Raw genomic sequence first — 23,257 nt, forward strand, 5'->3', positions numbered from 1 at the left:
GGAGACATGGCGGGGCTTCTGGAACACTGGTGGGCGCTATGGAACCTGTGATCCTCATCATCGCGCTGGCCGTGCTCGCCGTCGTGGTCGGCGGCGTGCTCCTGCTGAGGCCCGGTCGCCGTGCCGCCCGTCCGCCCGTTCCGCCGCCCCCGGAGCAGCGGGCGACCCCGGGGGGCGCCACCTCCGTCCTGGAGGAGGAACGGACGGCGCCCACGCTCGAACGGGCGCCCCCGGTCGAGGAGAAGGCGCCGCCCAAGCCCGAGATCGAGGTCCCGCCGCCGTCGGCGGGACGCCTGGTCCGGCTGCGGGCCAGGCTGGCGCGCTCGCAGAACGCGCTCGGCAAGACGCTGCTGGGGCTGCTGTCGCGGGACACCCTCGACGACGACGCCTGGGACGAGATCGAGGACACCCTGATCGGCGCCGACATCGGCGTGACGGTGTCCCGGGAGATCACCGAGGCGCTGCGGACGCGCGTCCAGGTGCTGGGCGCGCGCACCCCCGCCGAGGTGCGCGCCCTGCTGAAGGAGGAGCTGGTCAAGCAGGTCACCGCCGGCTTCGACGAGGCCGCCGACCGGGTGCTTCGGACGGCCCCGCACGGCACCCGGCCCGCGGTGGTGCTGGTCGTCGGGGTCAACGGCACCGGCAAGACCACCACCTGCGGCAAGCTGGCCCGGGTCCTGGTGGGCGACGGCCGCAGCGTCGTGCTGGGCGCCGCCGACACGTTCCGCGCCGCCGCCGCCGACCAGTTGGAGACCTGGGGGAGCCGCGTCGGGGCGCAGGTGGTCCGCAAGGACGAGGGCGCCGACCCGGCCAGCGTCGCGTTCGACGCGGTCAAGCAGGGTGTGGACGGCAAGGTGGACACGGTGATCGTGGACACCGCCGGCCGGCTGCACACCAAGACCGGGCTGATGGACGAGCTCGGCAAGGTCAAGCGGGTGGTGGAGAAGCAGGCCGCGGTGGACGAGGTGCTGCTGGTGCTGGACGCCACCACCGGGCAGAACGGCATGCAGCAGGCCCGGGTGTTCGCCGAGGTCGTCAACGTGACCGGCATCGTGCTCACCAAGCTGGACGGCACCGCCAAGGGCGGCATCGTGATCCAGGTGCAGCGGGAGCTGGGCGTGCCGGTGAAGCTGGTCGGCCTGGGGGAGGGGCCGGACGATCTGGCCCCGTTCGAGGCCGAGGCCTTCGTGGACGCCATCCTGGGGGACTGAGCCGCCCCTGACGTCCCGTGCGCCCCACGATGCCGATCGTGGGGCGCATTTCCCTTTTCCGGCATGACGAAACGTTGGCAACTCCACATGTCGGACGGGAACCCGGATCGGTTGGAACGCGCCACCGGTGAGGGTTCGGAAACACTTCCGAAACACAGGGCGGCTGGGTTTCACACCCTTGAAACACCTGAGCCGTTCGGGTGAAACCCCCGAGCCGGAACCTCTACGCAGTCAACGTTCCGTGCCGAGGAGGGGCTCTCTCCGAGATGAAGATCGATAGCGGCAATACCGCCTGGTTGCTGGTGAGTACAGCACTCGTCCTGCTCATGACCCCCGGAGTCGCCTTCTTCTACGGCGGCATGAGCCGGGCCAAGAGCGTGCTCAACATGATGATGATGAGCTTCGTCAGCATCGCCGTGGTCGGCATGGTGTGGGCCGTGTACGGCTACTCCCTCGCCTTCACCGACGGCGGCGGGCTGAACGACTTCATCGGCGGCTTCGACGACTGGGGCCTGGTCGGGCTGGAGAACGCGGCCACCCTCGACGACGGGACCGGCATCCCGTCCCTCGTCTTCGTCGCCTTCCAGGCCACCTTCGCCATCATCACCGTCGCCCTGATCAGCGGGGCCATCGCCGACCGCGCCAAGTTCGGCGCCTGGGTGGTCTTCACCCTGATCTGGGTGACCATCGTCTACATCCCGATCGCCCACTGGGTCTGGTTCTTCGGGCCGGAGGACGGCGAGGGCGGCTGGATCGGCGCGGGGATCGGGGCGCTCGACTTCGCCGGCGGCACCGTGGTCCACATCAACGCGGGCGCCGCGGCGCTGGCGCTGGCCCTGGTGCTGGGCAAGCGCAAGGGCTGGCCGCGTGACCCGATGCGGCCGCACAACCTGCCGTTCGTGCTGCTGGGCGCGGCCCTGCTGTGGTTCGGCTGGTTCGGCTTCAACGCCGGCTCGGCGCTGGGCGCCAACGGCACCGCCGCGGTCGCCTTCATCAACACGCTGCTGGCCACCTGCGGCGCGGCCTTCGCCTGGATCGTGGTCGAGAAGATCCGCGACGGCAGCTCCACGACGCTGGGCATCGCCTCCGGCGCGGTCGCCGGTCTGGTCGGCATCACCCCCGCCTGCGCGTTCGTCACCCCGCTCGGCGCCATCGCGCTGGGCCTCGTGGTCGGCGCCGTCTGCGCCTACGCGGTCAGCCTGAAGTACAAGCTCGGCTTCGACGACTCCCTGGACGTCGTCGGCGTCCACATGGTCGGCGGCATCGTCGGCGCCCTGCTGATCGGCATCCTGGCCACCACGGCCGTCAACGAGGCCGGCGCGGACGGTCTGCTGGCCGGCGGCGGCGTCTCGCTGCTCGGCAAGCAGGCGGTGAGCGTGCTCGCCACGCTGGCCTACTCGTTCATCGTCACCCTGATCATCGGCAAGCTCATCGACATGACCATGGGCTTCCGGATCAGCGAGGAGGACGAGGTCGCCGGCATCGACAGCACCGCCCACGCCGAGACCGCCTACGACTTCGGCAGCATCCACGCCGGCGCGGGTGTCGGCGGTACGCTCGCTCCGTCGCCCGCCGCCGACGGCGCCCCCACGAAGGTCGAGGCATAGCCCATGAAGCTGATCACCGCGGTCATCAAGCCGTTCAAGCTGGACGAGGTCAAGGCCGCCCTGGAGACCTTCGGGGTCAAGGGCCTGACCGTCAGCGAGGCCAGCGGCTACGGCCGCCAGAAGGGCCACACCGAGGTCTACCGGGGCGCGGAGTACAAGGTCGACCTGGTGCCCAAGCTGCGGGTCGAGGTGCTGGTGGACGACGCCGACGCCGACGACATCATCGACGTGATCGTCAAGGCCGCGCAGACCGGCAAGATCGGCGACGGCAAGGTCTGGGCCGTCCCGGTCGAGACCGTCATCCGGGTCCGCACCGGAGAGACCGGTCCCGAGGCCCTCTAGGGCCCGGCGATCGGGGGAGTCGAAACACTCGGGGCGTTGAGACTGGTCGGGGCGCCCCGGACCGCGGTCGCGGTCCGGGGCGCCCTTCCGTCTGCGGCAGGGAGCGGATAGTGAACGAGACGGACGGGTTCGCCGAGGCGCGGGCGGCGTTGGCCGAGGCGCGGTCGAGGCGGGCGGCCGAACTGGACCGGCGGCTGGCCGCGTTGCTGGCGGACTCCGGGGCCGACGACGGGGTCGCGCTGGTCGCCGTGGGCAGCCACGGCCGCCGCGAGCTGACCCCCGGGGGAGACCTCGATCTGGTCCTGGTCCACCGGGGTCATGACGACATCGCGGGGATCGCCGACCGCCTCTGGTATCCGATCTGGGACGACGGCCTCCGCCTCGACCATTCGGTGCGGACCGTCGAGGAGGCCCGACAGGTGGCCGCCACCGACCTGAAGGCCGCCTTGGGCCTCGTCGCCGCCCGATGGGTCGCCGGAGATCGCGGCCTCGCCGACGAACTGCGCACGGCGGTGCTGCGCGACTGGCGGTCCGACGCGCGCCGCAGGCTGGGCGAGCTGGCGACGATGACCCGACGGCGCTGGGCCGACAAGGGCGAGGTGGCCTTCCTCCTCGAGCCGGACCTCAAGGACGCCAGGGGAGGGCTCCGCGACGTCCACGTGATGCAGGCGGCCGCGGCCACCTGGATGGCGCCCGGTCCCGGCCCGCGCGTCCGCGAGGCCCACGACGTCCTCCTCGACATCCGGCACGCGCTGCACGAGACCACCGGCCGTGCCGCCGACCGCCTCGTCCTGCAGGAGCACGAGGCCGTCGCGACGGCCCTGGCCCTGCCCGACGGCACCGCCATGCTCCGGACGATCGTCGAGGCCGGCCGCGCCGTCACCTACGCCGCCGACCACCTGTGGCGACACGTCGACCGGTTCTGCGCCGAGGGGCGACGTCCGGTCCGGGTCACCGGATCCCGGGGTCCGGTCGAGCGCCGTCCCGTGGGCGACGGCGCCGTGGAGCACGACGGCGAGGTCGTGCTCGCCCGGAGCGCCGACCTCAGCGACCCGGTGCTGCCGTTGCGGGTTGCGTCCGCCGCCGCCCAGGCGGGCCTGCCGCTCGCCCCCGCGACCGTGGAGCAGCTCGCCGAGGTCCCGCCGATGCCGGTGCCGTGGCCCGCCGAGGCCCGCGACGCCCTCGTCTCGCTGCTGGGCGCCGGGTCCCCGGCGATCGCCGTGTGGGAGGCCCTCGACCAGGCCGGGCTGATCGTTCGGCTGCTGCCCGATTGGGAACGGGTCCGCAACCGGCCGCAGCACAATCCCGTCCACCGCTTCACCGTGGACCGGCACCTGGTGGAGACCGCCGCCGGGGCCGCCGCCCTGACCCGCGACGTCGCCCGCCCCGACCTGCTGCTCGTCGGCGCGCTGCTGCACGACATCGGCAAGGGCCTGTCCGGCGACCACTCGACCACCGGGGCCGTGCTCGCCCGCGAGAACGCCCTGCGCACGGGGTTCGCCGAGGCCGACGCCGACGTGCTCGAACTGGTGGTCCGCAAACACCTGCTGCTGCCCGACACGGCCACCCGACGGGACCTCGACGATCCGGTGACCGTGCAGACGGTCGCCGACGGGGTCTCCGCCGTGCCCGGGCGGGGCCGGGAGGTGCTGGAGATCCTCGCCGCCCTGGCCGTCGCGGACGCGCAGGCCACCGGGCCGGCCGCCTGGGGCTCCTGGAAGGCGGGGTTGATCAGGGAGCTGGTGCGCCGGACCGACACCCTCCTGGCCGGGGGCACCCCTCGCCTGGCCGCACCCGCACCGGCCCCCGAACGGCTCGCCCTCGCCCGCCATGACGGTGCGGCCGTGCGGGTGACCGGTTCGAGGATCACCATCGCCGTCCACGACCGGCCCGGCCTGCTCTGGCGCGCGGCCGGAGTGCTGGCCCTGCACCGCCTCGTGGTGCGGACGGCCCGGGTGTACTCGGCGGCCGAGGCGGGCACGGCCGTGCTCGACTTCACCGCCGTTCCCGAGTACGGCACACCGCCCGACCCGGCGGCGCTGGAGGCCGACCTGCGCCGGATGCTCGCCGACCGCCTGGACGTGGCGGAACGGCTGGAACGCCGCGCGCGGTCGATGCGCGTCCGCCCGGGGATCCCGGTGCCGCCGCCTCGGGTGACGATCGTCGACGACGCCTCCAGCACCGCCACGGTGGTGGAGGTCCGCGCCCACGACAGGCCGGGGCTGCTGTGGCGTATCGGGCGGGCGATCGGCGCCTGCGGTCTCCAGGTGGGCACGGCGCAGGTCGACACCCTGGGTGCGGAGGCGGTCGACGTGTTCTACGTGGTGGACGGAAAGGGCCGCCCGGTGGAGTCCGCGACCGAGCTGTCCTCGCTACGGGAGAGGATCCTCGCGGCGCTGGGCTGACGGCCACGGCGAGCGCTCCGCGGTGCGGCCTCCCGGTGAGCGTTCGCCGCAGGAGGCGTGCGGCCGTCCACCGCGGTGTCCTGAGGGCTCATGGAACGAACGGTTCGGCGTCGCGACCCGGGTCCCTCGACCCCCGGGCGCCCATCGCCCTCCCGCAGATCGCCGCGCCCGCCCCGTCGATCGCGCCGGCCACCTCCGCGGCTCCTCTCCAGCCGGCCGCCCTGCGCAGCGGCACGTCGCCCACCGACGGGCTCCCCGCCCCCTTGGTGGGCGTTCACGCGACCTGGCTGGGCGGCCTCCTCTTCACGGTCACCCTCCTCCTCGCCCGTTCCCGCAGGCGGCCGAACGGCTGAGTCAGCGGCCGTCGAGCAGGGGACGGGCGGGATCCCAGGTGGTGCCGTGCTCGGCGTCATGGCGGCGGCGGGCCATGCCCGACAACGCCTCGAGGACGACGCGGTTGCCGAGGTAGGCGGTGATGTCGGCGTGGTCGTACGGGGGAGCGACCTCCACGACCTCCATGCCGACCACGGGCAGCTCGTAACAGATCCGCCGAACCGAGTCCAGCAGTTGCCGGGCGGACAGACCGCCGGGCTCCGGGGTGCCGGTGCCCGGCGCGTGGCCCGGGTCGCACACGTCGATGTCGACCGACAGGTGGACGCCGTCGCAGTCGTCCACCGCGATCGTGAACGCCTCGGACAGGCAGGTCTCCAGCCCCCGGGCGACGATCTCCGTCATCTCGTACGACCGCATCCGTCGCTCTGCCATCCAGCTCAGCGTCTCCGGCTCGGGCCAGTAGCCCCGCAGCCCGATCTGCAGGAACCGGTCGCCCCGGATCGCGCCCGACTCGATCAATCGCCGCATCGGCTGCCCGTGCCCGTACAGGTGCCCGAACTCGATGTCGCCGGTGTCGGCGTGCGCGTCGAAGTGCAGCATCGACACCCGGCCGAACCCGTGGTGGCGGGCCACGCCCCGGGCGTCGGGCAGCGCCAGCGTGTGGTCCCCGCCCAAGACCAGCGGGATCGCGCCGGACGAGGCGACCGTGTGCACCGCCTCCTCGATGTTGGCGATGCTCGTCTCGATGTCCCCGGAGTAACAGAGCACGTCGCCCGCGTCGTACACGCGCAGGTCCTTGAGGCCGTCCACGCGCAGCGCGAGGCTCGGCCGCGACCCGTCGTGGGCCAGATAGCAGGTCTCGCGCAGCGCCTTGGGGCCGAAACGGGCGCCGGACCGCGCCGAGGTGCCGCCGTCGAACGGCGCGCCCACGATGACGACGTCGGCGTCCGCGAACGACTCCGGATCCGACAGGTCGCAGCGGTCCACGCCGAGGAACGTGATGTCGGGGCCGAACATGGGGCCGAGCCGTGTCATGATCACGACGCTACGTCGGGGGCCCTCAGGGGTCGACCTCCGGGATGTAAGGCCCGCGTCCGCTTTGCGTACAGGACGGTGACCGCCGAATCATCGATACCCTGAGCAGAATGGATGGTGGCGCCCGCCTCCTCGGCGGGCGAGGGTCGCAACTAGGACGGGTCCAGACACGTGTTCGAGACGCTCTCCGACCGGCTGACGTCGGTCTTCTCCTCGCTGCGCAGCAAGGGCAGGCTGTCGGAAGCGGACATCAACGCCACCGCGCGCGAGATCCGGGTCGCGCTGCTGGAGGCGGACGTGGCGCTGCCCGTCGTCAAGGACTTCATCGCGCAGGTCAAGGAGCGCGCCACCGGTGCCGAGGTCTCCCAGGCGCTGAACCCCGCCCAGCAGGTCGTCAAGATCGTCAACGAGGAGCTCATCGCGATCCTCGGCGGCGAGACCCGCCGGATCCGGTTCGCCAAGACGGCGCCCACCGTGATCATGCTGGCCGGCCTCCAGGGCGCGGGCAAGACCACCCTGGCCGGCAAGCTCGCCCGCTGGCTCAGGTCCGAGGGCCACGCGCCCATGCTGGTCGCCGCCGACCTCCAGCGCCCCAACGCGGTGCAGCAGCTCGAGGTCGTGGGGGAGCGCGCCGGCGTGCCGGTGTTCGCCCCCGAGCCCGGCAGCGGCGTCGGCGACCCCGTGGACGTCGCCCGCCGCTCCATCGACCAGGCCCGACGCGCCCAGCACGACGTGGTCATCATCGACACCGCCGGCCGCCTCGGCATCGACGCCGAGATGATGCGGCAGGCGGCCGACATCCGCGACGCGGTCTCCCCGGACGAGACCCTGTTCGTGGTCGACGCCATGGTCGGCCAGGACGCGGTCAACACCGCCCAGGCGTTCATGGACGGCGTGGGCTTCGACGGCGTCGTCCTCACCAAGCTCGACGGCGACGCCCGCGGCGGCGCCGCCCTGTCGGTGCGGCACGTCACCGGCCGCCCGATCATGTTCGCCTCCACCGGCGAGAAGCTCGAGGACTTCAGCGTCTTCCATCCCGACCGGATGGCGGGCCGGATCCTCGACATGGGCGACATCCTCACCCTGATCGAGGACGCCGAGAAGGCGTTCGACGCCGACCAGGCCGCCAAGATGACGACCAAGTTCGCGTCGGGCGAGGACTTCACCCTCGAGGACTTCCTCGAGCAGATGCAGATGATCCGCAAGCTCGGTCCGATCGGCAACCTGCTCGGCATGCTGCCCGGCATGGGCCAGGTCCGCGACCAGGTCAGCCAGATCGACGACAAGGACCTCGACCGGGTCACCGCGATCATCCGCTCCATGACCCCGTTCGAGCGCGCCAACCCCAAGGCCATCAACGGCTCCCGCCGCGCCCGCATCGCCACCGGCTCCGGCACCACGGTCGGCGAGGTCGGCAGCCTGGTCACCCGCTTCTTCGAGGCCCAGAAGATGATGCGCCAGATGGCCGGCGGCATGGGCCTGCCCGGCATGCCCGGGGGCCGTCGCAAGGCCGCCAAGGCCAAGGCCAAGCCCAAGAAGGGCAAGCAGCGCAGCGGCGACCCCCGCAAGCGCGCCGCCGGCGGCAAGGGCTCGCCGGACGGCCCCCCCGCCCAGGACACCGTCCCCCAGTTGCCCCCGGCCCTCGGCGGAGGGCTCCCGTCCCAGCTTCCGCCGGGCTTCCAGATGCCCGACCTCGGCAAACTCCAGGGCCGTAAGAAGAAGTAGATCTCCCGAGGTGACGGCTCGCGGCTGATCGATTGCGCTTTCGGTCGCGTCGTCTGGCAGAATGGCAGGCTGGAAACCCGGTATCGGCAGGCGCCCTCTCTCGTCCAGCCGACCCGGAGTCCCTCGAGCGGCCGGCGACGGTGTCCCCACCTGAAGCGGGTCCGCTCAGCCATCTGGAATCTGGAGTACACCACACCCGTGGCAGTCAAGATCAAGCTCAAGCGTCTGGGGAAGATCCGGAACCCGCAGTACCGGATCGTCGTCGCCGATGCCCGCACCAAGCGTGACGGTCGGGCCATCGAGGAGATCGGCAAGTACCACCCCAAGGAGGAGCCCTCGCTGATCGAGGTCGACTCCGAGCGGGCGCAGTACTGGCTGGGTGTCGGCGCCCAGCCCACCGAGCCGGTGCTGCAGATCCTCAAGGTCACCGGCGACTGGCAGAAGTTCAAGGGCGAGCCCGGTGCCGAGGGCACGCTCAAGGTGGCCGAGCCCAAGGCCGACCGCAAGGCCGCCTACGCCGCCGCCATGCAGGAGGTCGTCAAGGACGACGCCGGCGCCGGCCCCACCGCCAAGTCCAAGAAGAAGGCCGAGCCCAAGGCGAAGTCGGAGCCGAAGTCGGAGCCGAAGGCCGAGGCGAAGCCGGAGCCGAAGGCCGAGCCGAAGGCCGAGGCAGCCGAGTCGGGTGAGGCCACCGAAGCCAAGAGCGAGGGCTGACCGTGCTCGAAGAAGCGCTCGAGCACCTGGTCCGCGGGATCGTCGAGCACCCGGACGACGTCCAGGTGCGGCCCCGTCGGATCAAGGGCGGCCGGGTCCTGGAGGTGCGCGTGCACCCCGAGGACCTCGGCAAGGTCATCGGCCGCAGCGGGCGTACCGCCAAGGCCCTGCGCACCGTGGTCGGCGGCCTGTCCGGCGGCCGATACGTGCGGGTGGACCTGCTCGACGTCAACGAGGTCCGCTGACATGACCACCGTGACCCGTCCGGCGTCCCGCGCGGCGCACGGCTGAACGATCATGAACGATGAGATCGATCGGCTCGTGATCGGCCGGATCGGCCGCCCGCACGGCATCCGCGGCGAGGTCACGGTGGACGTCCGGACCGACGACCCCGGCTCCCGGTTCGCGCCGGGGGCCGTGCTCGCCACCGATCCCGGGCAGGCCGGCCCCCTGACGGTCGAGCATGCCCACTGGCATTCGGGACGTCTGCTCCTGCGCTTCGCCGGCGTCGACGACCGGTCCGCCGCGGAGGAACTGCGCGGCACCTGGCTGGTCGTCGACGCCACCGACCTGCCGTCCCTGGACGACCCCGACGAGTTCCACGACCAGGAGCTCGTCGGCCTGGCGGTGCAGACCACCGCTGGCGCCAGGGTCGGCACCGTCACCGAGGTCCGGCACTTCGGACAGGACATTCTGGTCGTCACCCGCGACGGCGGCGGCGAGGCCCTCGTCCCCTTCGTCGCCGCGATCGTCCCCGAGGTGGACCTCGCCGGCCACCGGATCGTCATCGATCCGCCCCCGGGTCTGCTGGACGAGTCCTGACCCCATGCGGCTCGACATCATCTCGATCTTCCCCGGCTACTTCGCCCCCCTGGAGATCTCCCTTCTCGGCAAGGCCCGCCGCCGGGGGCTGATCGACGTCCACGTCCACGACCTCCGCGAGTGGACCCACGACCGCCACCGCACCGTCGACGACACCCCGTACGGCGGCGGCCCCGGCATGGTCATGAAACCCGACCCCTGGGGTGAGGCCCTCGACACCCTCGCCCCCCCGGCCTCTCCCGACGTCGTCCCGCGGTTGATCGTGCCGACGCCGAGCGGTCGGCCGTTCACCCAGGCGATGGCGGCGGAGCTCGCCGCCGAGCCGTGGCTGATCTTCGCCTGCGGACGGTACGAGGGCATCGACGCGCGGGTCGTCGAGGAGGCCCGAACGCGGATGCGGGTCGACGAGGTCGGCATCGGCGACTACGTGCTGGCCGGCGGCGAGTCCGCCGTGCTGGTGATCGTCGAGGCGGTCGGCCGGCTGGTGCCCGGCGTGCTCGGCAACGCGGACTCGGTGGTCGACGACTCGTTCGCCCCCGGGGCCATGGAGACGCTGCTCGAGGGCCCCGTCTACACCAAGCCGCCGGTCTGGCGCGACCGGGCCGTTCCGGAGATCCTGCTGTCGGGCGACCACGGGGCGATCGCCCGCTGGCGACGCGACCAGGCGCTGCGCCGTACGGTCGCCAACCGGCCCGACCTGGCCGCCGCGTTCGACCCCGCCCAACTGGACGACCGGGACCGTCGGGTGCTCGAAGAGGCCGGATTGCCGGTGGACGGCGAACCTGTGGCAGACTAGAGCGTCGGCCGTCCTTCGCCCGGACGGCCTCACGACTTTCCCGTTGAAGCAAGATCCACTTGCGCGGCGCGACGCCCCATCCCCATCCGGGGCCTCTCGATGTCCGCTTCCGACCACGAGGAACCGCTGTCATGCACACCCTGATCCAGGAGATCGAGAAGGCCGCGATGCGTGCCGACGTTCCGGACTTCCGTCCGGGCGACACGCTGAAGGTGCACGTCCGCGTCACCGAGGGCAACCGGAGCCGGATCCAGGTCTTCCAGGGCGTGGCCATCCGGCGGCAGGGCGGCGGCGCCCGGGAGACGTTCACGGTTCGCAAGATCAGCTATGGCGTCGGCGTGGAGCGGACCTTCCCGCTCAACAGCCCGTCGATCGAGAAGATCGAGGTCGTCACCCGCGGTGACGTCCGCCGCGCCAAGCTCTACTACCTGCGCAACCTGCGGGGCAAGGCCGCCCGCATCAAGGAGAAGCGCGACTTCTGAGCCCTCGGCTCGAATCCCGCGCCGAAGGCCGTGCTGCGCCCCGGGAACCCTTCGCGGTGACCGGGGCGTTCACTTTCCGGTCGGAGCGGGCGGATCACCGGCTCACCGCCGGACGACACGGTGGCGCTCGGGGTCGCAGCGACCCCGCCGCTATAGGCTCGCCCTGATGACTCACGAGGACGATCGGAGAGACGTGCGTTCCGAGGCCGAGGGCGCGGTGCCCGACGAGAAGCAAGCCGTGACCCCCGGCGAGAACGCCGCCGATCCCGACGACGGGGCCGCCGCGGGCCCCGACCCGGACCCGTCCTCCGGCGACGCCGGGCACGAGCGCGAATCGCCGGCCCCCTCCGCCGACGCGACGGACCCCTCGGACCCCTCGGATCCCTCCGACTCCGACGGCACCGAGAAGGGGAAGAAGAAGCAGACCTCCTTCTGGAAGGAACTGCCCGTCCTCATCGGCGTCGCCCTCGTGCTGGCCCTGGTCATCAAGGCGTTCGCCGTCCAGGCGTTCTACATCCCGTCGGCCTCGATGGAGAACACCCTTCAGATCGGCGACCGGGTCCTCGTCAACAAGATCGTTTACCGCACCCGCGACGTCCGGCGCGGTGACATCGTCGTCTTCAACGGCCTGGACTCCTGGGACCCCGAGGTCCAGATCCAGGAGCCCACCAACCCGGTCTCCAAGTTCTTCAACATGGTCGGCGGCGCCTTCGGCGTCGTCCCCGGCGAGAAGGACTACATCAAGCGTGTCATCGGCGTCCCCGGCGACCGCGTCAAGTGCTGCGACTCCCAGGGCCGCATGACCGTCAACGGCGTCCCCCTCGACGAGCGCTCCTACCTCTTCACCGACCCCGTGACCGGCGAGCGGAACAAGCCCTCGAACGAGCCCTTCGACGTCACCGTCCAACCGGGCAACCTCTGGGTGATGGGCGACCACCGCGAGGTCTCCTACGACTCCCGCCAGCACCGCGGCGACCCCGGCGGCGGCGCCATCCCCGAGAACCGCGTGATCGGCCGCGCCTTCGTCGTCGTCTGGCCCGTCGACCGCGTCGACACCCTCCCCATCCCCAAGACCTTCGAACAACCCGCCCTCAGCGCCGCCGCCGCCCTCCTCCCGGCCACCCCCCTGGCACTCGGCCTCATCGGCGCCCTCCCCATCACCTGGCTACGCCGCCGCCTCCGCACCCACCACCCCTGACCCGTCCCCGACGGCCCGAGGCGCCCACCCGCAACCCGACGACGCGGCAACCCCACCTTCCCGCTCCCCGTTCCCGCCGGTGCGAGACGGGCGGACCCGGGGCTGGGAATGCGGTTCCCATCGTCTGGCAGCGCCTCGGTTTTGCGTCCACCGTTCTCGACGGCGTGGCGTCCGTGCGGGACGGGCGGGTCCGGGGTTGGGAATGTGGTTCCCGTCGTCTGGCTGCGTCTCGGTTTTGCGTCCACCGTTCTCGAGGGCGTGGCGTCGGTGCGGACGGGCGTCTGGGGGCGTGGAGCGCGGTTCCCGCCATCTGGCTTCGTCTCGGCCTCCGCGTCCGAGTCGGTGCGGAAGGGCCTCGCGGCTCCGGCCCCCGTCGGCGCGGGTGGTCGTGCAGTTCCCATGACCTGGCTGCGCCACTGCTTTCGCGTCCGTCGCCCTTGACAGCGTGGGCGTCGGTCGGGGCTTGCGTGGTCTGTTGTTGCGGTTCCCGTCACCTGGCTTCGTCTCGGCTGTCGCGCCCGCGGCTCGTGACCGCGTCCGCGTCAGGGCCGGTCGCGTGGGCCCGGCGGTGCGGTTCCCGTGACCTGGCCTGCGTCGCGGCTTTCGCGCTCGCCTTTCCTGACCGCGTCCGTGCCGGTGCAGGTGGCGTCTGGGTGCTTGGAGTGCGGTTCCGGTGACTTGGCAACGTCTCGGCCCCACGTCCGCCGTTCTGCGTCCGAGTCGGTGCGGGTGGGCGTCTACGGCTCCTGACCCCCGTCGGCGTTGGTCAGGGTGTGCGGGGTTTGGTGGTGCCGTTCCAGTGACCTGGCTGCGTTGCGGACTCCGTGCTCGCCGTTCCTGACCGCGTCCGAGCCGGTGCGAGTGGGCGCTTGGGGTGCGGTTCCCATCTTCTGGCTGCGTCACGGCGTTCGTGTCCACCGTTCTGCGGCTGCGGCTGCGGCTGTGTCGGTGCCGGCGGGCGTCTCCGGCTCCTGACCCCGTCGGCGTCGATCGGGGTGTGCGTGGTTTGGCGGTGCGGTTTCCGTGGCCTGGCCTGCGTCGCGGCTTTCGCGCTCGCCTTTCCTGACCGCGTCCGTGCCGGTGCGGGTGTGCGTGTGGGTGCTTGGAGTGCGGTTCCGGTGACTTGGCAACGTCTCGGCCCCACGTCCACCGTTCTGCGTCCGTGCCGGTGCGGGAGGGCGTCTGCGGCGCCTGAGCCCGTCGGCGTCGGTCGGGGTGTGCGGGGCTTGGTGGTGCGGTTTCCGTGATCTGGCCTGCGTCGCGGTTCTTGCGCTCGCCTTTCCTGACCGCGTCCGTGCCGGTGTGGGGTGGGCGTGTGGGTGCTTGGGGTGCGGTTTTCTTCATCTGGCTGCGTCTAGGCCTTCGCGTACACCGTTCCTGCCTGTGCCTGTGCCTGTGCCGGTAGGCGGGTGTGGCTTGGTGGTGCCGTTCCAGTGACCTGGTTGCGTTGCGGACTCCGTGCTCTCCGTTCCTGGCTGTTTTCGCGACGGTCGGGCGGGTGTGTGCGGTCTGGCTGGGTCGGCCTTTGGGGCCGTCGTTCCTGACCCCGGCGGCGACGGGCGGGTGGGTGTCCGCGTTCTGAACGTCCGCGCTGCGAGAGCATCCGGCAGAACGTACGCTTCGGTGCATGATGAGGCGTCCGCTCCGGTTCACGCCCCGACGGGATGCGGGGTTGTACGGGCTCGAACGTGCCCTCGAGCATGCCGGGTTCAGCCCGGTGGCGGGCGTGGACGAGGCGGGGAGGGGGGCGTGTGCGGGTCCCCTGGTCATCGGGGCGGCGATCCTGCCCTCGGGGCGGCGCGGGGTGATCGACGGGCTGACCGACTCCAAGCTGCTGACGCCCCGCCGCCGAGAGCTGATCTACGCCGAGATCGTCGACCGGGCGGTCGCCTGGTCGGCGCTGGTCGTCCCTCGCCATGACATCGACCGGATCGGCCTCCACCGTTGCAACATCACGGGGATGCGACGGGCCCTCGTGGCGTTGGACACCAGGCCCGCCTACGTCCTCAGCGACGGCTTCCGCGTTCCCGGGCTGGACGTTCCCGGTCTGGCCGTGCCGAAGGGCGACCGCACCGCGGCGTGCGTGGCGGCGGCCTCGGTGATCGCCAAGGTCACCCGGGATCGTCTCATGGTCCTGCTCCACGAGCGCTTTCCCCAGTACGGCTTCGCCGAGCACAAGGGCTACATCACCCGCGAGCACACGGCGGCGCTAGTGGCCCACGGGCCGTGTCCCGAGCACCGTATGTCATTCGTGAACGTGGCCCGGGTGCGGAACAACGGGTCGGCGGCCGACGTGTTCGACCTGGCGGGGGAGGGCGTGCGGGCCTGAACGCCGGCGGACGGGCGGTGCTCCGGCCGGGACCGTATCCTCGGGCTTCCCCAGTGGAGGGCGCGCTGTTGCCGATCCTTCCTGCGTGGGGGCCGAGGAAATGCTTCCTAGGCACTCCCCGCGAGGCGGGAGGGACGCCGTTGTCGCGGCTGCGCGCGAGCCGAGGAGCACTGCTCTCCAGCTTCCCGAGCGGGAGGGTGCGGTGTTTCGGCCCTGCCTCGCGGGACGGCTTTGCCTGACGGGACGCAGGCACTCTCTCAGACGTCCGCGCTGGTGGTAGCCGCTCCACAGCAGCGCCTGGCTTGCTGGTCGGGAACGCCATCGATGACGCGGGTCGACTCCCGGGTCCGACGAGCCCAGTACGGCGATCTCCGCTTCCCGCCTCCGCCTCCTCCCGCCTCCGCCTCCTCCCGCCTCCGGCCCCCGTCTCCGCCTCTCGCCTCCGCCCTCGCCTCCGACTCTTCCTCCGACTCTTCCTCCGACTCCGCCTCCGGCGGCAGCGGCGGCGGTGGCGGCGTGGCAGCACCGTCGTGAGGGTGGCGCGCAGGTCCGATGACGTGTCCAGACGCCGTCACGGCACCGAGCCCGACTTCACCAGCCCGGGCCGCAGCCCGCGGCGGTCCAGCGCCTCGAGCGTGACCAGGCTGGTGAGGGCTTCCTCGTCCCGCAACTTTGATGCCACCGGCCCTCCGGTGACCGACCAGATCGCCTGCTCGGCGTTGGTCGTCGTCCGAGCACCGGCTCCGACCACACCTGATCAGTCCCTCCCTCGCTCGTCTTCCGCGAACTCCAATACCCTCTAGGGAGAAGGGTGGCCACCGTCACGGAGAGGCGGCGGGCATCAGCGGATGTTCAATGGTGTTGAGGCGCGACACGGGGCGATCGGGGGCGAAATGCCTGGTGAGATGGCTCCTGTCGGACGTACGGGGGAGAAGTAGTGTCTGCTGACGACTTGGAGCAGTACGAGACCGAGATGGAGCTGCAGCTCTATCGCGAGTACCGCGACGTCGTCGGCCTCTTCACCTACGTGGTCGAGACCGAGCGTCGGTTCTACCTCACCAATACCGTCGACCTCCAGGTCCGCAGCACTGAGAACGGAGAGGTCTTCTTCGAGGTCACCATGCAGGACGCATGGGTCTGGGACATGTACCGCCCGGCCCGCTTCGTCAAGAACGTCCGCGTCGTCACCTTCAAGGACGTGAACGTCGAGGAACTGGCCAAGAGCGACCTGGAGCTCCCCGCCAACGGCTGACCTGCCCGCGGGCCCACCACCGCACAACCCCCCTCGATGGCCTCACCGACCCCTTCAACCCACACCTTGAACGCACACCGCCCGTGTTCCGGCTGGCCACCCGCGCCGAACTCCGCGACGACCTCGCCGACCCTGTCCCTCCTCGCCGGGGTGCGCTCTCCACAAGGCATCCGGGTGTCCCGAAGCCACTAGTGCCAGTGGTGGCCCGCGTTGGCCGTGGCCGGCGTTGGCGGTGGCTGGCGTGAGAAGTGGCCGATGTCGGCTGTCGTCGTACGGGCTGGTGGAGGGTGATCGACCACGGTTTCGGATGGTAGGACGCGTCTGCGTTCTGAGGGAGCGAGAGAGTGGCGCGGTCGGGGTCATGAGCGGGTGTCCTTCTTTGGGCGGCGCAGACGCCAGCCGGTGGGGGCGCGTTCGATGAAGCCGGCCGCGGAGAGCTGGCCCAGTCGTCCGCCGGCGGTGGGGAGGTCGACCCCGGCCTTGACCGCGATCTCGGCGGGCCCCGCGGCGCCGCGGGCCGGCATCGCCTCGAGGACGGCCCTGGTCGTCGGGTCGAGAGAGTCTCGTGGGAGTACGGGTCCTTGCGGTATCGGGGCCAGGTCGGTGCCGATCTGGCCGATCTCCTCGATGACCTCGGAGACCTGGGTCACGCAGCGGGCGGACGGAACCTCGCGGAGCAGCTTGTGGCAGCCCACGGAGCTGCGCGAATCGACGGGGCCCGGTACCGCCATGAGTGCCCGCCCCAGGTGCCGGGCGTGAGCGGCCGTGTTGAGCGCCCCGCTGCGGGCGGCGGCCTCGACGACGACGGTGCCCTTGGTGAGGGCGGCGATGAGGCGATTTCGCACCAGGAAGCGCAGACGGTTGGGGTCGGTACCGGGCGGGGACTCGCTGACCAACAAGCCCTGATCGAGGATCTCCATGAAGATGGCGTCGTTGCGGGGCGGGTAGAAGCGGTCCACCCCGTTGGCGAAGACGGCGACCGTGTGCCCGTCGGCCGCCAGCACTCCGCGGTGGGCCGCCGCGTCGATGCCCAGCGCGCCTCCGCTGACCACCGTCCAACCCGCCGCCGCCAACTCCGCGCCCAGTTCGGCCGCGATGCGCAGGCCGTACGACGACGCGGCTCGGGCCCCGACGATCGCGACGGAACGGAGGCAGGTGTAGCGCAGGTCGGCGGATCCGCGGAGCCACAGCGCGTAGGGCCGGCGCTCACCGAGATCGTCCAGGGTGGCGGGCCACTCCGGATCGCCTGGGCACACCAGGCGGCCGCCGAGCCTCTCGCAGATGCTCAGATCGACATCGGGATCCGCGGCCTCCAGCCGAGTCCTCCATGCCGCGAGTCTCGCCAAGGCGGCATCGGTGGCCGGAATCGCCTTGGGGAGCGGCTCCCCTCCTCGTACGACAGCCAGCGCGCCGTCGGCGCCTAACGTCGCGATCAGTCTGCCGAGCAGTGCATCGCCTGGCTCCGCGATGGCACAAAGCGCGGCGCGTGCCAACCTCTCATCATCGGAGACGGTCATGGAACCCTCCTTTGGGGTCGGTGCGGCGGACGGCGGATGGGCCGGACCTGCAGGAGCCTGCTTCCGTGGTGCGGTCACTTTCAGGCGGAACGCGTCGTGGCAACGCCGTCGTGGAACAAGCTCCCGTGGACGTGGACGTGGACGTGGACGTGGACGTGGACGTGGACGTGGACGTGGACGTGGACGTGGACGTGATGTGGGCGTGGACGTGGACGTGATGTGGGCGTGGACGTGGACGTGATGTGGGCGTGGACGTGGAGGTGGGCGTGGACGTGGAGGTGGGCGAGCGCGGGGACGTGATGTGGGCGTGGGCTGGGCGTGCGCGGAGGCGTGGACGTGGGGGAGGTGCGTGTGGGACATGGCGTGGGCGTGGGCGTGATCTGGGGGTGGGCGTGCGCGTGGAAGTGACGTGCCCGGGGACGTGATGTCGGCGTGGAGGTGGAGGTAGGCGAGCGCGTGGACATGATGTGGGCGTGGAGGTGGAGGTAGGCCAGCGCGTGAACATGATGTGGGCGTGCGCGGAGGCGTGGACGTGGACGTGGGGAGACGTGCGTGTGGGACATCGCGTGGGCGTGCGCGTGGACGTGACCTGGGGGTGCGCGTGGAGGTGGAGGTGGATGTGGACGTGGACGGGACGTGATGTGGGCGAGTGCGGGGACGTGATGTCGGCGTGGACGTGGACGTGATGTGGGTGTGGATTTGCGCGGGGAGGTGTGTGTGGGCGTGCGCCGATCAGTAGGCGCTCACCAGGGCGAGACCGACGGTGTCGGGGATGAGGCCGCGCCATGGGGCGTGGAGGGCGGCGGTGAGGCCTCGGGTGTTGAGGGGGCCTTGGAGGAAGCGTGTTTCGAGGTCATGGGTACGCACCGCTGTCCTCGGCGTCTCCCGCCGGATCGGCACCCTTCACCGACGTCGAGGGCCTCGGCGCGGGCCCGTTCGGTCTTTGCAGGGGTGGCGAGGTGCGCCCGGCGGGCACGGCTTCGGATTGGCCGGAGCCTGTTCACCCCACAGGACCATCCGCTGGAGGCACCGACCGGCTGGATGTGGGCGACGGCCGTGGTCTCGTTCGTGGATGCGGACGACTGCTGTTTGGGCCTGGGTGGACACGACGGTCCGGCGGCGGGTGGCAGAGGTGAGCGGAGAGCATCGAGTCGGGTGATCATGATCGTCTCCCCGTCCAGAGGGCGAAGGCGCTGTCCATGTCGGTCGCCGAAGGGCTGTCGCGTCCGGCGAGGTCTGCGCAGGTCCACGCGGTGCGGAGCACGCGGTCAAGACCTCGTGCGCTCAGGGCGCCGGTCTGCAGGAGCCGGTCGATCGACGTCATGGCCTCGGTCGGAGGCAGGAAACGACGGCGAAGTTGCGGCCCGGGGATCTCGGCGTTGGTGCGCCAAGGGGTGCCCGCGAGGCGTTTGGCCGCGCGTTCGCGGGCGTTGAGGACGCGTTCGGCCACGACCTCGCTCGGCTCGATCAATTCGAGGTCGTAGCGGAGTTCGGCGCGGGTGGCCGGGTGGAGCTCGAGCTTGAGGTCGATGCGGTCGAGCAGGGGACCCGAGATTCGTGCCAGGTACTTGTGCCGTACGGCCGGAGTGCAGGTGCAGTCGATCGACTTGGCGGCAGCGCAGGGGCAGGGATTGGCGGCGAGGACCAGGGTGAAGCGGGCCGGGAACCGGGTGCTCGCCCCGGCTCGGGCGATCATGACCTCCCCCTCCTCCAGCGGCTGCCGGAGCGCGTCGAGAACCCCGGACTGGAACTCCGGGGCCTCGTCTAGGTAGATGGGTTTACACACTGTGGGAAGTTCACAAACGATCTCGGGCCTCAGAGGCCCGTTGCATAGCTATGCAGACTCGCTCAACGGCTCTCAGATGCCCCCTGAGGCCACGCGTCGGCACCGGGTGTGAGGGGACGACGTAAGGCCCTTAACCAGCCATGCGACGACGTTGTGTCCTCTCGGGGCCTGCCTACAGGGTGGGGGATGTCCAGCGCCTCACCTGAGAGGGGAGACTGACGTCCCCCCTCTCACCCGTTGTACGGATCCCAGACGTCGGTCTGGGACGTCTCGACAAGCCGTCAGCCCGTACGGACCAAGGGCTAGCCGAGATGTAACGACATGGTAAAACCCCCCCGGGGTAATGCCCCCTGTCTACCTCAGTAGCCCCCGCCGGGGGCTGTTCGTCTGTCCCGGTATGAAATGGGGAACCTTCTGAAACATGAGTACACCTCATGTTATTCTAGAACTGGAATATTCTCCTTACCCCGTTGACCGTATGACAGCTCGCGCATACCGTCTCCAGCAGAGGAAGCAACCAGGAAGCGAGATGCTATGAAGCTGGTCAAAATCGCTGGCCCTGTCTGTGACAATGACGACTGCCCTACGGTCTACCGCGCTGGTAACGGCATGGTCGCCGTTCAGGGCGACACCTACACCGACTCGGACATGTCCATACCGGCTCGGGAAAGCGTCGTTCTCATCCCCGAAGCGATCCTTTTGGAGGCTGCCCGTGCTCTTGGACAATGAGGCATGGCGAAAGCACTTCGACTCGTTCAAGAATTCTGCGTTCCGACTCGAAACAAGGCCGGTCTACACGATGCCGGGTGAGCGGGAACCGTTCAGCCGATTCCTTGCTGGGGAACCCTGCCCGCCTACGCATAACGAGGTGTGGCGGGAGCGCCTCACTAACTACCGGGCGACAGGTCGAACGGTGGGACGTGTTCGCCTTGTGCGACGTCCTTTTACGGACTACATCCGGTATCAATTCGCATGGGCCTACCCACTCAACGTTCAGGCGGGGGAGGATATTCGGATACTCGACATCACGGACAGAGGTGACCTGGACTTGCCCGATCAGGACTTCTGGGCGTTCGATGTGATGTCCGATCATCCGAGCATAGTCCGGCTGACTTACCGCCCTGACGGAACGCAGATCGGCAGAGAACTTCTCGATAACCCAGACACTGAGATGTTCATTCGTTACCGGGACACGGCATTGAGAGATGCCGTGCCCCTAGGACAGTACCGGGTCTGAGTTGCTGGAACCAGATGAGCTGGGGCGGCGTCGTGACGATCTCTCCGATATCCTGAGGCAGCTACGCAAAGATGCGCGTCTGACTGGTGAGACTGTCGCAAGGCGCGCGGGCATGTCGCAGAGCAAGATATCCAAGATAGAGACAAGGAAAATTCTCCCCAGCATCGCGGACGTTGAACGCATTCTGCGCGCTGTCAACGCGCCCGGGGATCTTGTCGAGGAAGTCACGGCGCTCGCTCGCCTGGCCAACACTGAATACCAGGATCTAAAAGCATCTCTAAGGAGAGGGCTTCACCACAAGCAAAACGAGTTGGCCACACTAGAGGCCACCTCGATAGAGTTCCGGTACTTCCTACCCACCATGATTACCGGCCTGTTGCAGACGCCTGAATATATGCGAGCCTCTCTGTCGGCCTACCCTGGCGATCACACCCTACAGATGGCCAAGAAGCTAGAGCGGCAATCTGTGATCTATGGCGAGTCCAAGCAATTTAGTTTCTTGCTGACCGAAGCTGCAACGCGCTGGGAGTTGTGTCCACCTCGAATGATGGCAGCCCAGATGGACCGCCTTATATCGGTGTCACACTTGCCTAATGTGCGGATAGGCATCATCCCCATGCGGACTCAGGTGGCGCGAGGTCCGCTAAGTGTATTTACGGTCTACGACGACAAGCTAGTGACCGCTGAGATATTTTCAGGCGCAATCATTATGCGCGATCCAAGAGATGTTGATTTCTATCTCGGGGTCTTCTCGTTCTTTGAACGGCACGCGGTCTATGACGATGAGGCTAGAGTGCTGCTCACATCTTGGAGCAGGGACTTTCAGACCCGAAGGTGAGACATTCTCGAACTGGAATGTCCGACTCGTGTCGGAGTTGATTTATTTCATGACGGGAAAATGCTTGGTCCCGTCATAGTCAGAGTCCTAGCGTTGCGGTATGGACGCAACGGCAACGGACAGTCAGGAACTCGTATCCAGCCTTGAGGAACTAGGCCGCGCCTTGGCGGCCCATGGGTTCCGGACTCGGGTAGTGCAGCCTCTGGATAAGCCCCCGTATGTCCGGGTCGTTAACATGGAGTGCGGAGAGCTAGCGGAAGACATCAGCGTCGGACAGCACAACGGCGAAGCGTTCTACCGCTACTCATGGGGACAGCCCATATGCCCGGTACGACACATGAGCAGTGCCGTCGAACGGGTATCTCACGTTCTGACCCCGGAACGCTCCGGGAAGGCTAGCCGGACCGGTTCACGGCCGGCCTAGGGGTGGACCATGGCCCCATTCCCGGCTGTGGCCGACCACTGGCATGTCGGCTCTAACCGTAGCGGGAAGCTACGGACCACACCCGATCCCTTGGACAGGGAGACCGCTCGCAGTGTGGTTCGCGAGCTACTCATCTCCGATGGTCGCCAGATTGGCGACCACCAGAACTATCAACGGGCCATCGACCTAATAGACGCCGGTTGGTGTGCCGTCAAGGTTCGCGAGATTCAGTATGCGGCATTCGCCTGCGCCTGCCCACAACTTCCCGGGAGGGAAAGCAAAGGTGAAACCCTTGGACTTTAGGAAGTCCTCACGATGCGAGGAACTGAACCAAGACGGGTGTGTCGAGTTGGCAGGGACTCCCGATGGCGTTGCCGTCAGGGACTCGACGGACCCTGACGGCCCTGTGCTCTTGGTGGGTGGTGTTGCCTGGCGACGCCTCATGGCAGAGCTGCACAGGCCCCCAGGCCGGTAGGGGACGCCTAGCGCCCTGGGTCGGTCGGTAGGAGGGGAACCGGCCCAGGGTTACCCCTAGTGGCTCTCTACGGCTCTGAGAGCCCCTGTAAGCCCCTGTGAGGGTCTAGCCCTCACTCCGGCTAAGGGTTGGGTGTGTATAGGCCCTCAGATTGGTTCTGAGGGCTCTGTGGGTTAGATGGTTGTTGGTTAGGTGGTTGCTCTAGGCCCGACTCGACAGGAGTCGGGAACAGAGGATGGTCGGAGGTTGGTAGGTGAGGGGAACGGCAGTTCCCTGCCTTTACTGCGGCGACCGAAGGAGCTTGCCGCAGTCACCAGGAACGAAGGTCCCTAGACCGGAGTGACCTACTGAGTCTCGGTAGCGACTGATTAGGGGAGTCCCATACTGGGGCTCCCCAGTGGTTAGTATTACCAACATGACTGAGGGAGCCCCCTAGAGGGCTCCCTCATCTACCTAGAACTATGTATCTATTAGATTGGTATCAAGTCGTCCCCCTTAAGGGGGGACTGGTAGGGACCCTCTAGGAGATCCACCTAGAAACCTCTAGAGGGTCCACCCCTGACGCTCTAGAGAAACCCCTGACGATCGAGAGTTTCACGGAACGGGTCTCGCATGGGGGGTCTCCGCAGCGGGCATGTCATGTCGTGGTAGGAGTTAACGTAGGTGTTCCCCCGCTCGCACTCAGGGCAAGGGAAAGCCGGAGATGCCTCGGTACTGGAGTCTTCAGGT

The 23,257-nt window shown here is 69.3% G+C and carries 22 protein-coding genes; 18 read left to right on the forward strand and 4 right to left on the reverse strand.

Features of this window, described 5'->3' with window-relative positions; all coding sequences use genetic code 11:
• Nucleotides 1-38 precede the first annotated feature (38 nt).
• From ftsY to DFJ69_RS22605, 5 genes are all read left to right on the forward strand, one after another.
• Entirely contained in the window at nt 39-1,211 is a 1,173-nt protein-coding gene (ftsY, locus tag DFJ69_RS22585; RefSeq protein ID WP_116024445.1) for a signal recognition particle-docking protein FtsY, read from the forward strand.
• Nucleotides 1,212-1,477: 266 nt separating this feature from the next.
• Entirely contained in the window at nt 1,478-2,818 is a 1,341-nt protein-coding gene (locus tag DFJ69_RS22590) for an ammonium transporter (RefSeq protein ID WP_211328706.1), read from the forward strand.
• Between the two features lie 3 nt (nt 2,819-2,821).
• On the forward strand, nt 2,822-3,160 hold the full coding sequence (locus tag DFJ69_RS22595) for a P-II family nitrogen regulator (RefSeq protein ID WP_116024446.1): 339 nt from the start codon (nt 2,822-2,824) through the stop codon (nt 3,158-3,160).
• A 110-nt stretch (nt 3,161-3,270) separates the two neighbouring features.
• Entirely contained in the window at nt 3,271-5,565 is a 2,295-nt protein-coding gene (locus tag DFJ69_RS22600) for a [protein-PII] uridylyltransferase (RefSeq protein WP_245974525.1), read from the forward strand.
• A 35-nt stretch (nt 5,566-5,600) separates the two neighbouring features.
• Nucleotides 5,601-5,918 (forward strand): hypothetical protein, encoded by a 318-nt coding sequence (locus tag DFJ69_RS22605; protein ID WP_116024447.1) that lies wholly within the window; start codon nt 5,601-5,603, stop codon nt 5,916-5,918.
• A 1-nt stretch (nt 5,919) separates the two neighbouring features.
• On the opposite strand, the gene speB is transcribed toward DFJ69_RS22605, so the two are convergent.
• Nucleotides 5,920-6,933 carry an agmatinase gene (gene speB, locus DFJ69_RS22610; protein ID WP_116026822.1) on the reverse strand — a complete coding sequence of 338 codons (1,014 nt, stop codon included), beginning with the start codon at nt 6,931-6,933 and terminating at the stop codon, nt 5,920-5,922.
• Nucleotides 6,934-7,104: 171 nt separating this feature from the next.
• Between speB and ffh the strand changes: the two genes are divergently transcribed.
• The 9 genes from ffh (at nt 7,105) to DFJ69_RS22660 (ending at nt 16,251) form a co-directional block, all read left to right on the forward strand.
• Nucleotides 7,105-8,658: a signal recognition particle protein gene (gene ffh, locus DFJ69_RS22615; protein ID WP_116024448.1), complete on the forward strand. Its 1,554-nt coding sequence runs from the start codon at nt 7,105-7,107 to the stop codon at nt 8,656-8,658.
• A gap of 198 nt (nt 8,659-8,856) precedes the next feature.
• On the forward strand, nt 8,857-9,372 hold the full coding sequence (gene rpsP / locus DFJ69_RS22620; RefSeq protein ID WP_116024449.1) for a 30S ribosomal protein S16: 516 nt from the start codon (nt 8,857-8,859) through the stop codon (nt 9,370-9,372).
• A 2-nt stretch (nt 9,373-9,374) separates the two neighbouring features.
• Entirely contained in the window at nt 9,375-9,617 is a 243-nt protein-coding gene (locus DFJ69_RS22625; protein ID WP_116024450.1) for an RNA-binding protein, read from the forward strand.
• Between the two features lie 52 nt (nt 9,618-9,669).
• On the forward strand, nt 9,670-10,194 hold the full coding sequence (rimM, locus tag DFJ69_RS22630) for a ribosome maturation factor RimM (RefSeq protein WP_116024451.1): 525 nt from the start codon (nt 9,670-9,672) through the stop codon (nt 10,192-10,194).
• 4 nt (nt 10,195-10,198) lie between these two features.
• Nucleotides 10,199-10,990: a tRNA (guanosine(37)-N1)-methyltransferase TrmD gene (gene trmD, locus DFJ69_RS22635; RefSeq protein WP_116024452.1), complete on the forward strand. Its 792-nt coding sequence runs from the start codon at nt 10,199-10,201 to the stop codon at nt 10,988-10,990.
• A 131-nt stretch (nt 10,991-11,121) separates the two neighbouring features.
• Nucleotides 11,122-11,472 carry a 50S ribosomal protein L19 gene (gene rplS, locus DFJ69_RS22640; protein ID WP_116024453.1) on the forward strand — a complete coding sequence of 117 codons (351 nt, stop codon included), beginning with the start codon at nt 11,122-11,124 and terminating at the stop codon, nt 11,470-11,472.
• 166 nt (nt 11,473-11,638) lie between these two features.
• Nucleotides 11,639-12,670 (forward strand): signal peptidase I, encoded by a 1,032-nt coding sequence (gene lepB / locus DFJ69_RS22645; RefSeq protein ID WP_116024454.1) that lies wholly within the window; start codon nt 11,639-11,641, stop codon nt 12,668-12,670.
• Nucleotides 12,671-14,297: 1,627 nt separating this feature from the next.
• Complete coding sequence (locus DFJ69_RS22650) at nt 14,298-14,999, forward strand: ribonuclease HII (RefSeq protein WP_245974526.1); 702 nt, start codon at nt 14,298-14,300, stop codon at nt 14,997-14,999.
• A gap of 937 nt (nt 15,000-15,936) precedes the next feature.
• Complete coding sequence (locus DFJ69_RS22660) at nt 15,937-16,251, forward strand: DUF2469 domain-containing protein (RefSeq protein WP_116024456.1); 315 nt, start codon at nt 15,937-15,939, stop codon at nt 16,249-16,251.
• A gap of 359 nt (nt 16,252-16,610) precedes the next feature.
• On the opposite strand, the gene dprA is transcribed toward DFJ69_RS22660, so the two are convergent.
• From dprA to DFJ69_RS22680, 3 genes are all read right to left on the reverse strand, one after another.
• On the reverse strand, nt 16,611-17,597 hold the full coding sequence (gene dprA / locus DFJ69_RS22665) for a DNA-processing protein DprA (RefSeq protein WP_342769876.1): 987 nt from the start codon (nt 17,595-17,597) through the stop codon (nt 16,611-16,613).
• Between the two features lie 903 nt (nt 17,598-18,500).
• A complete protein-coding gene (locus DFJ69_RS36230; protein WP_281275882.1) occupies nt 18,501-18,635 on the reverse strand; it encodes a hypothetical protein in 135 nt (44 codons plus the stop codon).
• Nucleotides 18,636-18,927: 292 nt separating this feature from the next.
• Nucleotides 18,928-19,554: an ATP-binding protein gene (locus tag DFJ69_RS22680; protein ID WP_342769877.1), complete on the reverse strand. Its 627-nt coding sequence runs from the start codon at nt 19,552-19,554 to the stop codon at nt 18,928-18,930.
• Between the two features lie 534 nt (nt 19,555-20,088).
• Between DFJ69_RS22680 and DFJ69_RS22685 the strand changes: the two genes are divergently transcribed.
• The 4 genes from DFJ69_RS22685 (at nt 20,089) to DFJ69_RS22700 (ending at nt 22,528) form a co-directional block, all read left to right on the forward strand.
• Complete coding sequence (locus DFJ69_RS22685; protein WP_116024460.1) at nt 20,089-20,283, forward strand: hypothetical protein; 195 nt, start codon at nt 20,089-20,091, stop codon at nt 20,281-20,283.
• Nucleotides 20,267-20,791: a DUF6879 family protein gene (locus tag DFJ69_RS36355; protein ID WP_116024461.1), complete on the forward strand. Its 525-nt coding sequence runs from the start codon at nt 20,267-20,269 to the stop codon at nt 20,789-20,791. Before DFJ69_RS22685 ends, DFJ69_RS36355 begins: the two co-directional genes overlap by 17 nt.
• A 1-nt stretch (nt 20,792) precedes the next feature.
• The gene (locus DFJ69_RS22695) at nt 20,793-21,629 is read left to right on the forward strand and encodes a helix-turn-helix domain-containing protein (protein WP_116024462.1); all 837 of its coding nucleotides are present in this window, start codon (nt 20,793-20,795) and stop codon (nt 21,627-21,629) included.
• Between the two features lie 656 nt (nt 21,630-22,285).
• Nucleotides 22,286-22,528, forward strand: a complete 243-nt coding sequence (locus DFJ69_RS22700) for a DUF397 domain-containing protein (RefSeq protein WP_116024463.1) — start codon at nt 22,286-22,288, stop codon at nt 22,526-22,528.
• The last annotated feature ends 729 nt before the right edge of the window (nt 22,529-23,257 follow it).

Source organism: Thermomonospora umbrina, assembly GCF_003386555.1.
Lineage (GTDB): Bacteria > Actinomycetota > Actinomycetes > Streptosporangiales > Streptosporangiaceae > Thermomonospora > Thermomonospora umbrina.

Coding starts and splice junctions, on each gene's coding strand:
- lepB (WP_116024454.1), top strand. CDS start 11,639: ATGACTCACGAGGACGATCGGAGAGACGTGCGTTCCGAGGCCGAGGGC.
- rplS (WP_116024453.1), top strand. CDS start 11,122: ATGCACACCCTGATCCAGGAGATCGAGAAGGCCGCGATGCGTGCCGAC.
- DFJ69_RS22685 (WP_116024460.1), top strand. CDS start 20,089: ATGAAGCTGGTCAAAATCGCTGGCCCTGTCTGTGACAATGACGACTGC.
- DFJ69_RS22595 (WP_116024446.1), top strand. CDS start 2,822: ATGAAGCTGATCACCGCGGTCATCAAGCCGTTCAAGCTGGACGAGGTC.
- DFJ69_RS22650 (WP_245974526.1), top strand. CDS start 14,298: ATGATGAGGCGTCCGCTCCGGTTCACGCCCCGACGGGATGCGGGGTTG.
- DFJ69_RS22590 (WP_211328706.1), top strand. CDS start 1,478: ATGAAGATCGATAGCGGCAATACCGCCTGGTTGCTGGTGAGTACAGCA.
- rimM (WP_116024451.1), top strand. CDS start 9,670: ATGAACGATGAGATCGATCGGCTCGTGATCGGCCGGATCGGCCGCCCG.
- speB (WP_116026822.1), bottom strand. CDS start 6,933: ATGACACGGCTCGGCCCCATGTTCGGCCCCGACATCACGTTCCTCGGC.
- trmD (WP_116024452.1), top strand. CDS start 10,199: ATGCGGCTCGACATCATCTCGATCTTCCCCGGCTACTTCGCCCCCCTG.
- DFJ69_RS22700 (WP_116024463.1), top strand. CDS start 22,286: ATGCGGCATTCGCCTGCGCCTGCCCACAACTTCCCGGGAGGGAAAGCA.
- ftsY (WP_116024445.1), top strand. CDS start 39: ATGGAACCTGTGATCCTCATCATCGCGCTGGCCGTGCTCGCCGTCGTG.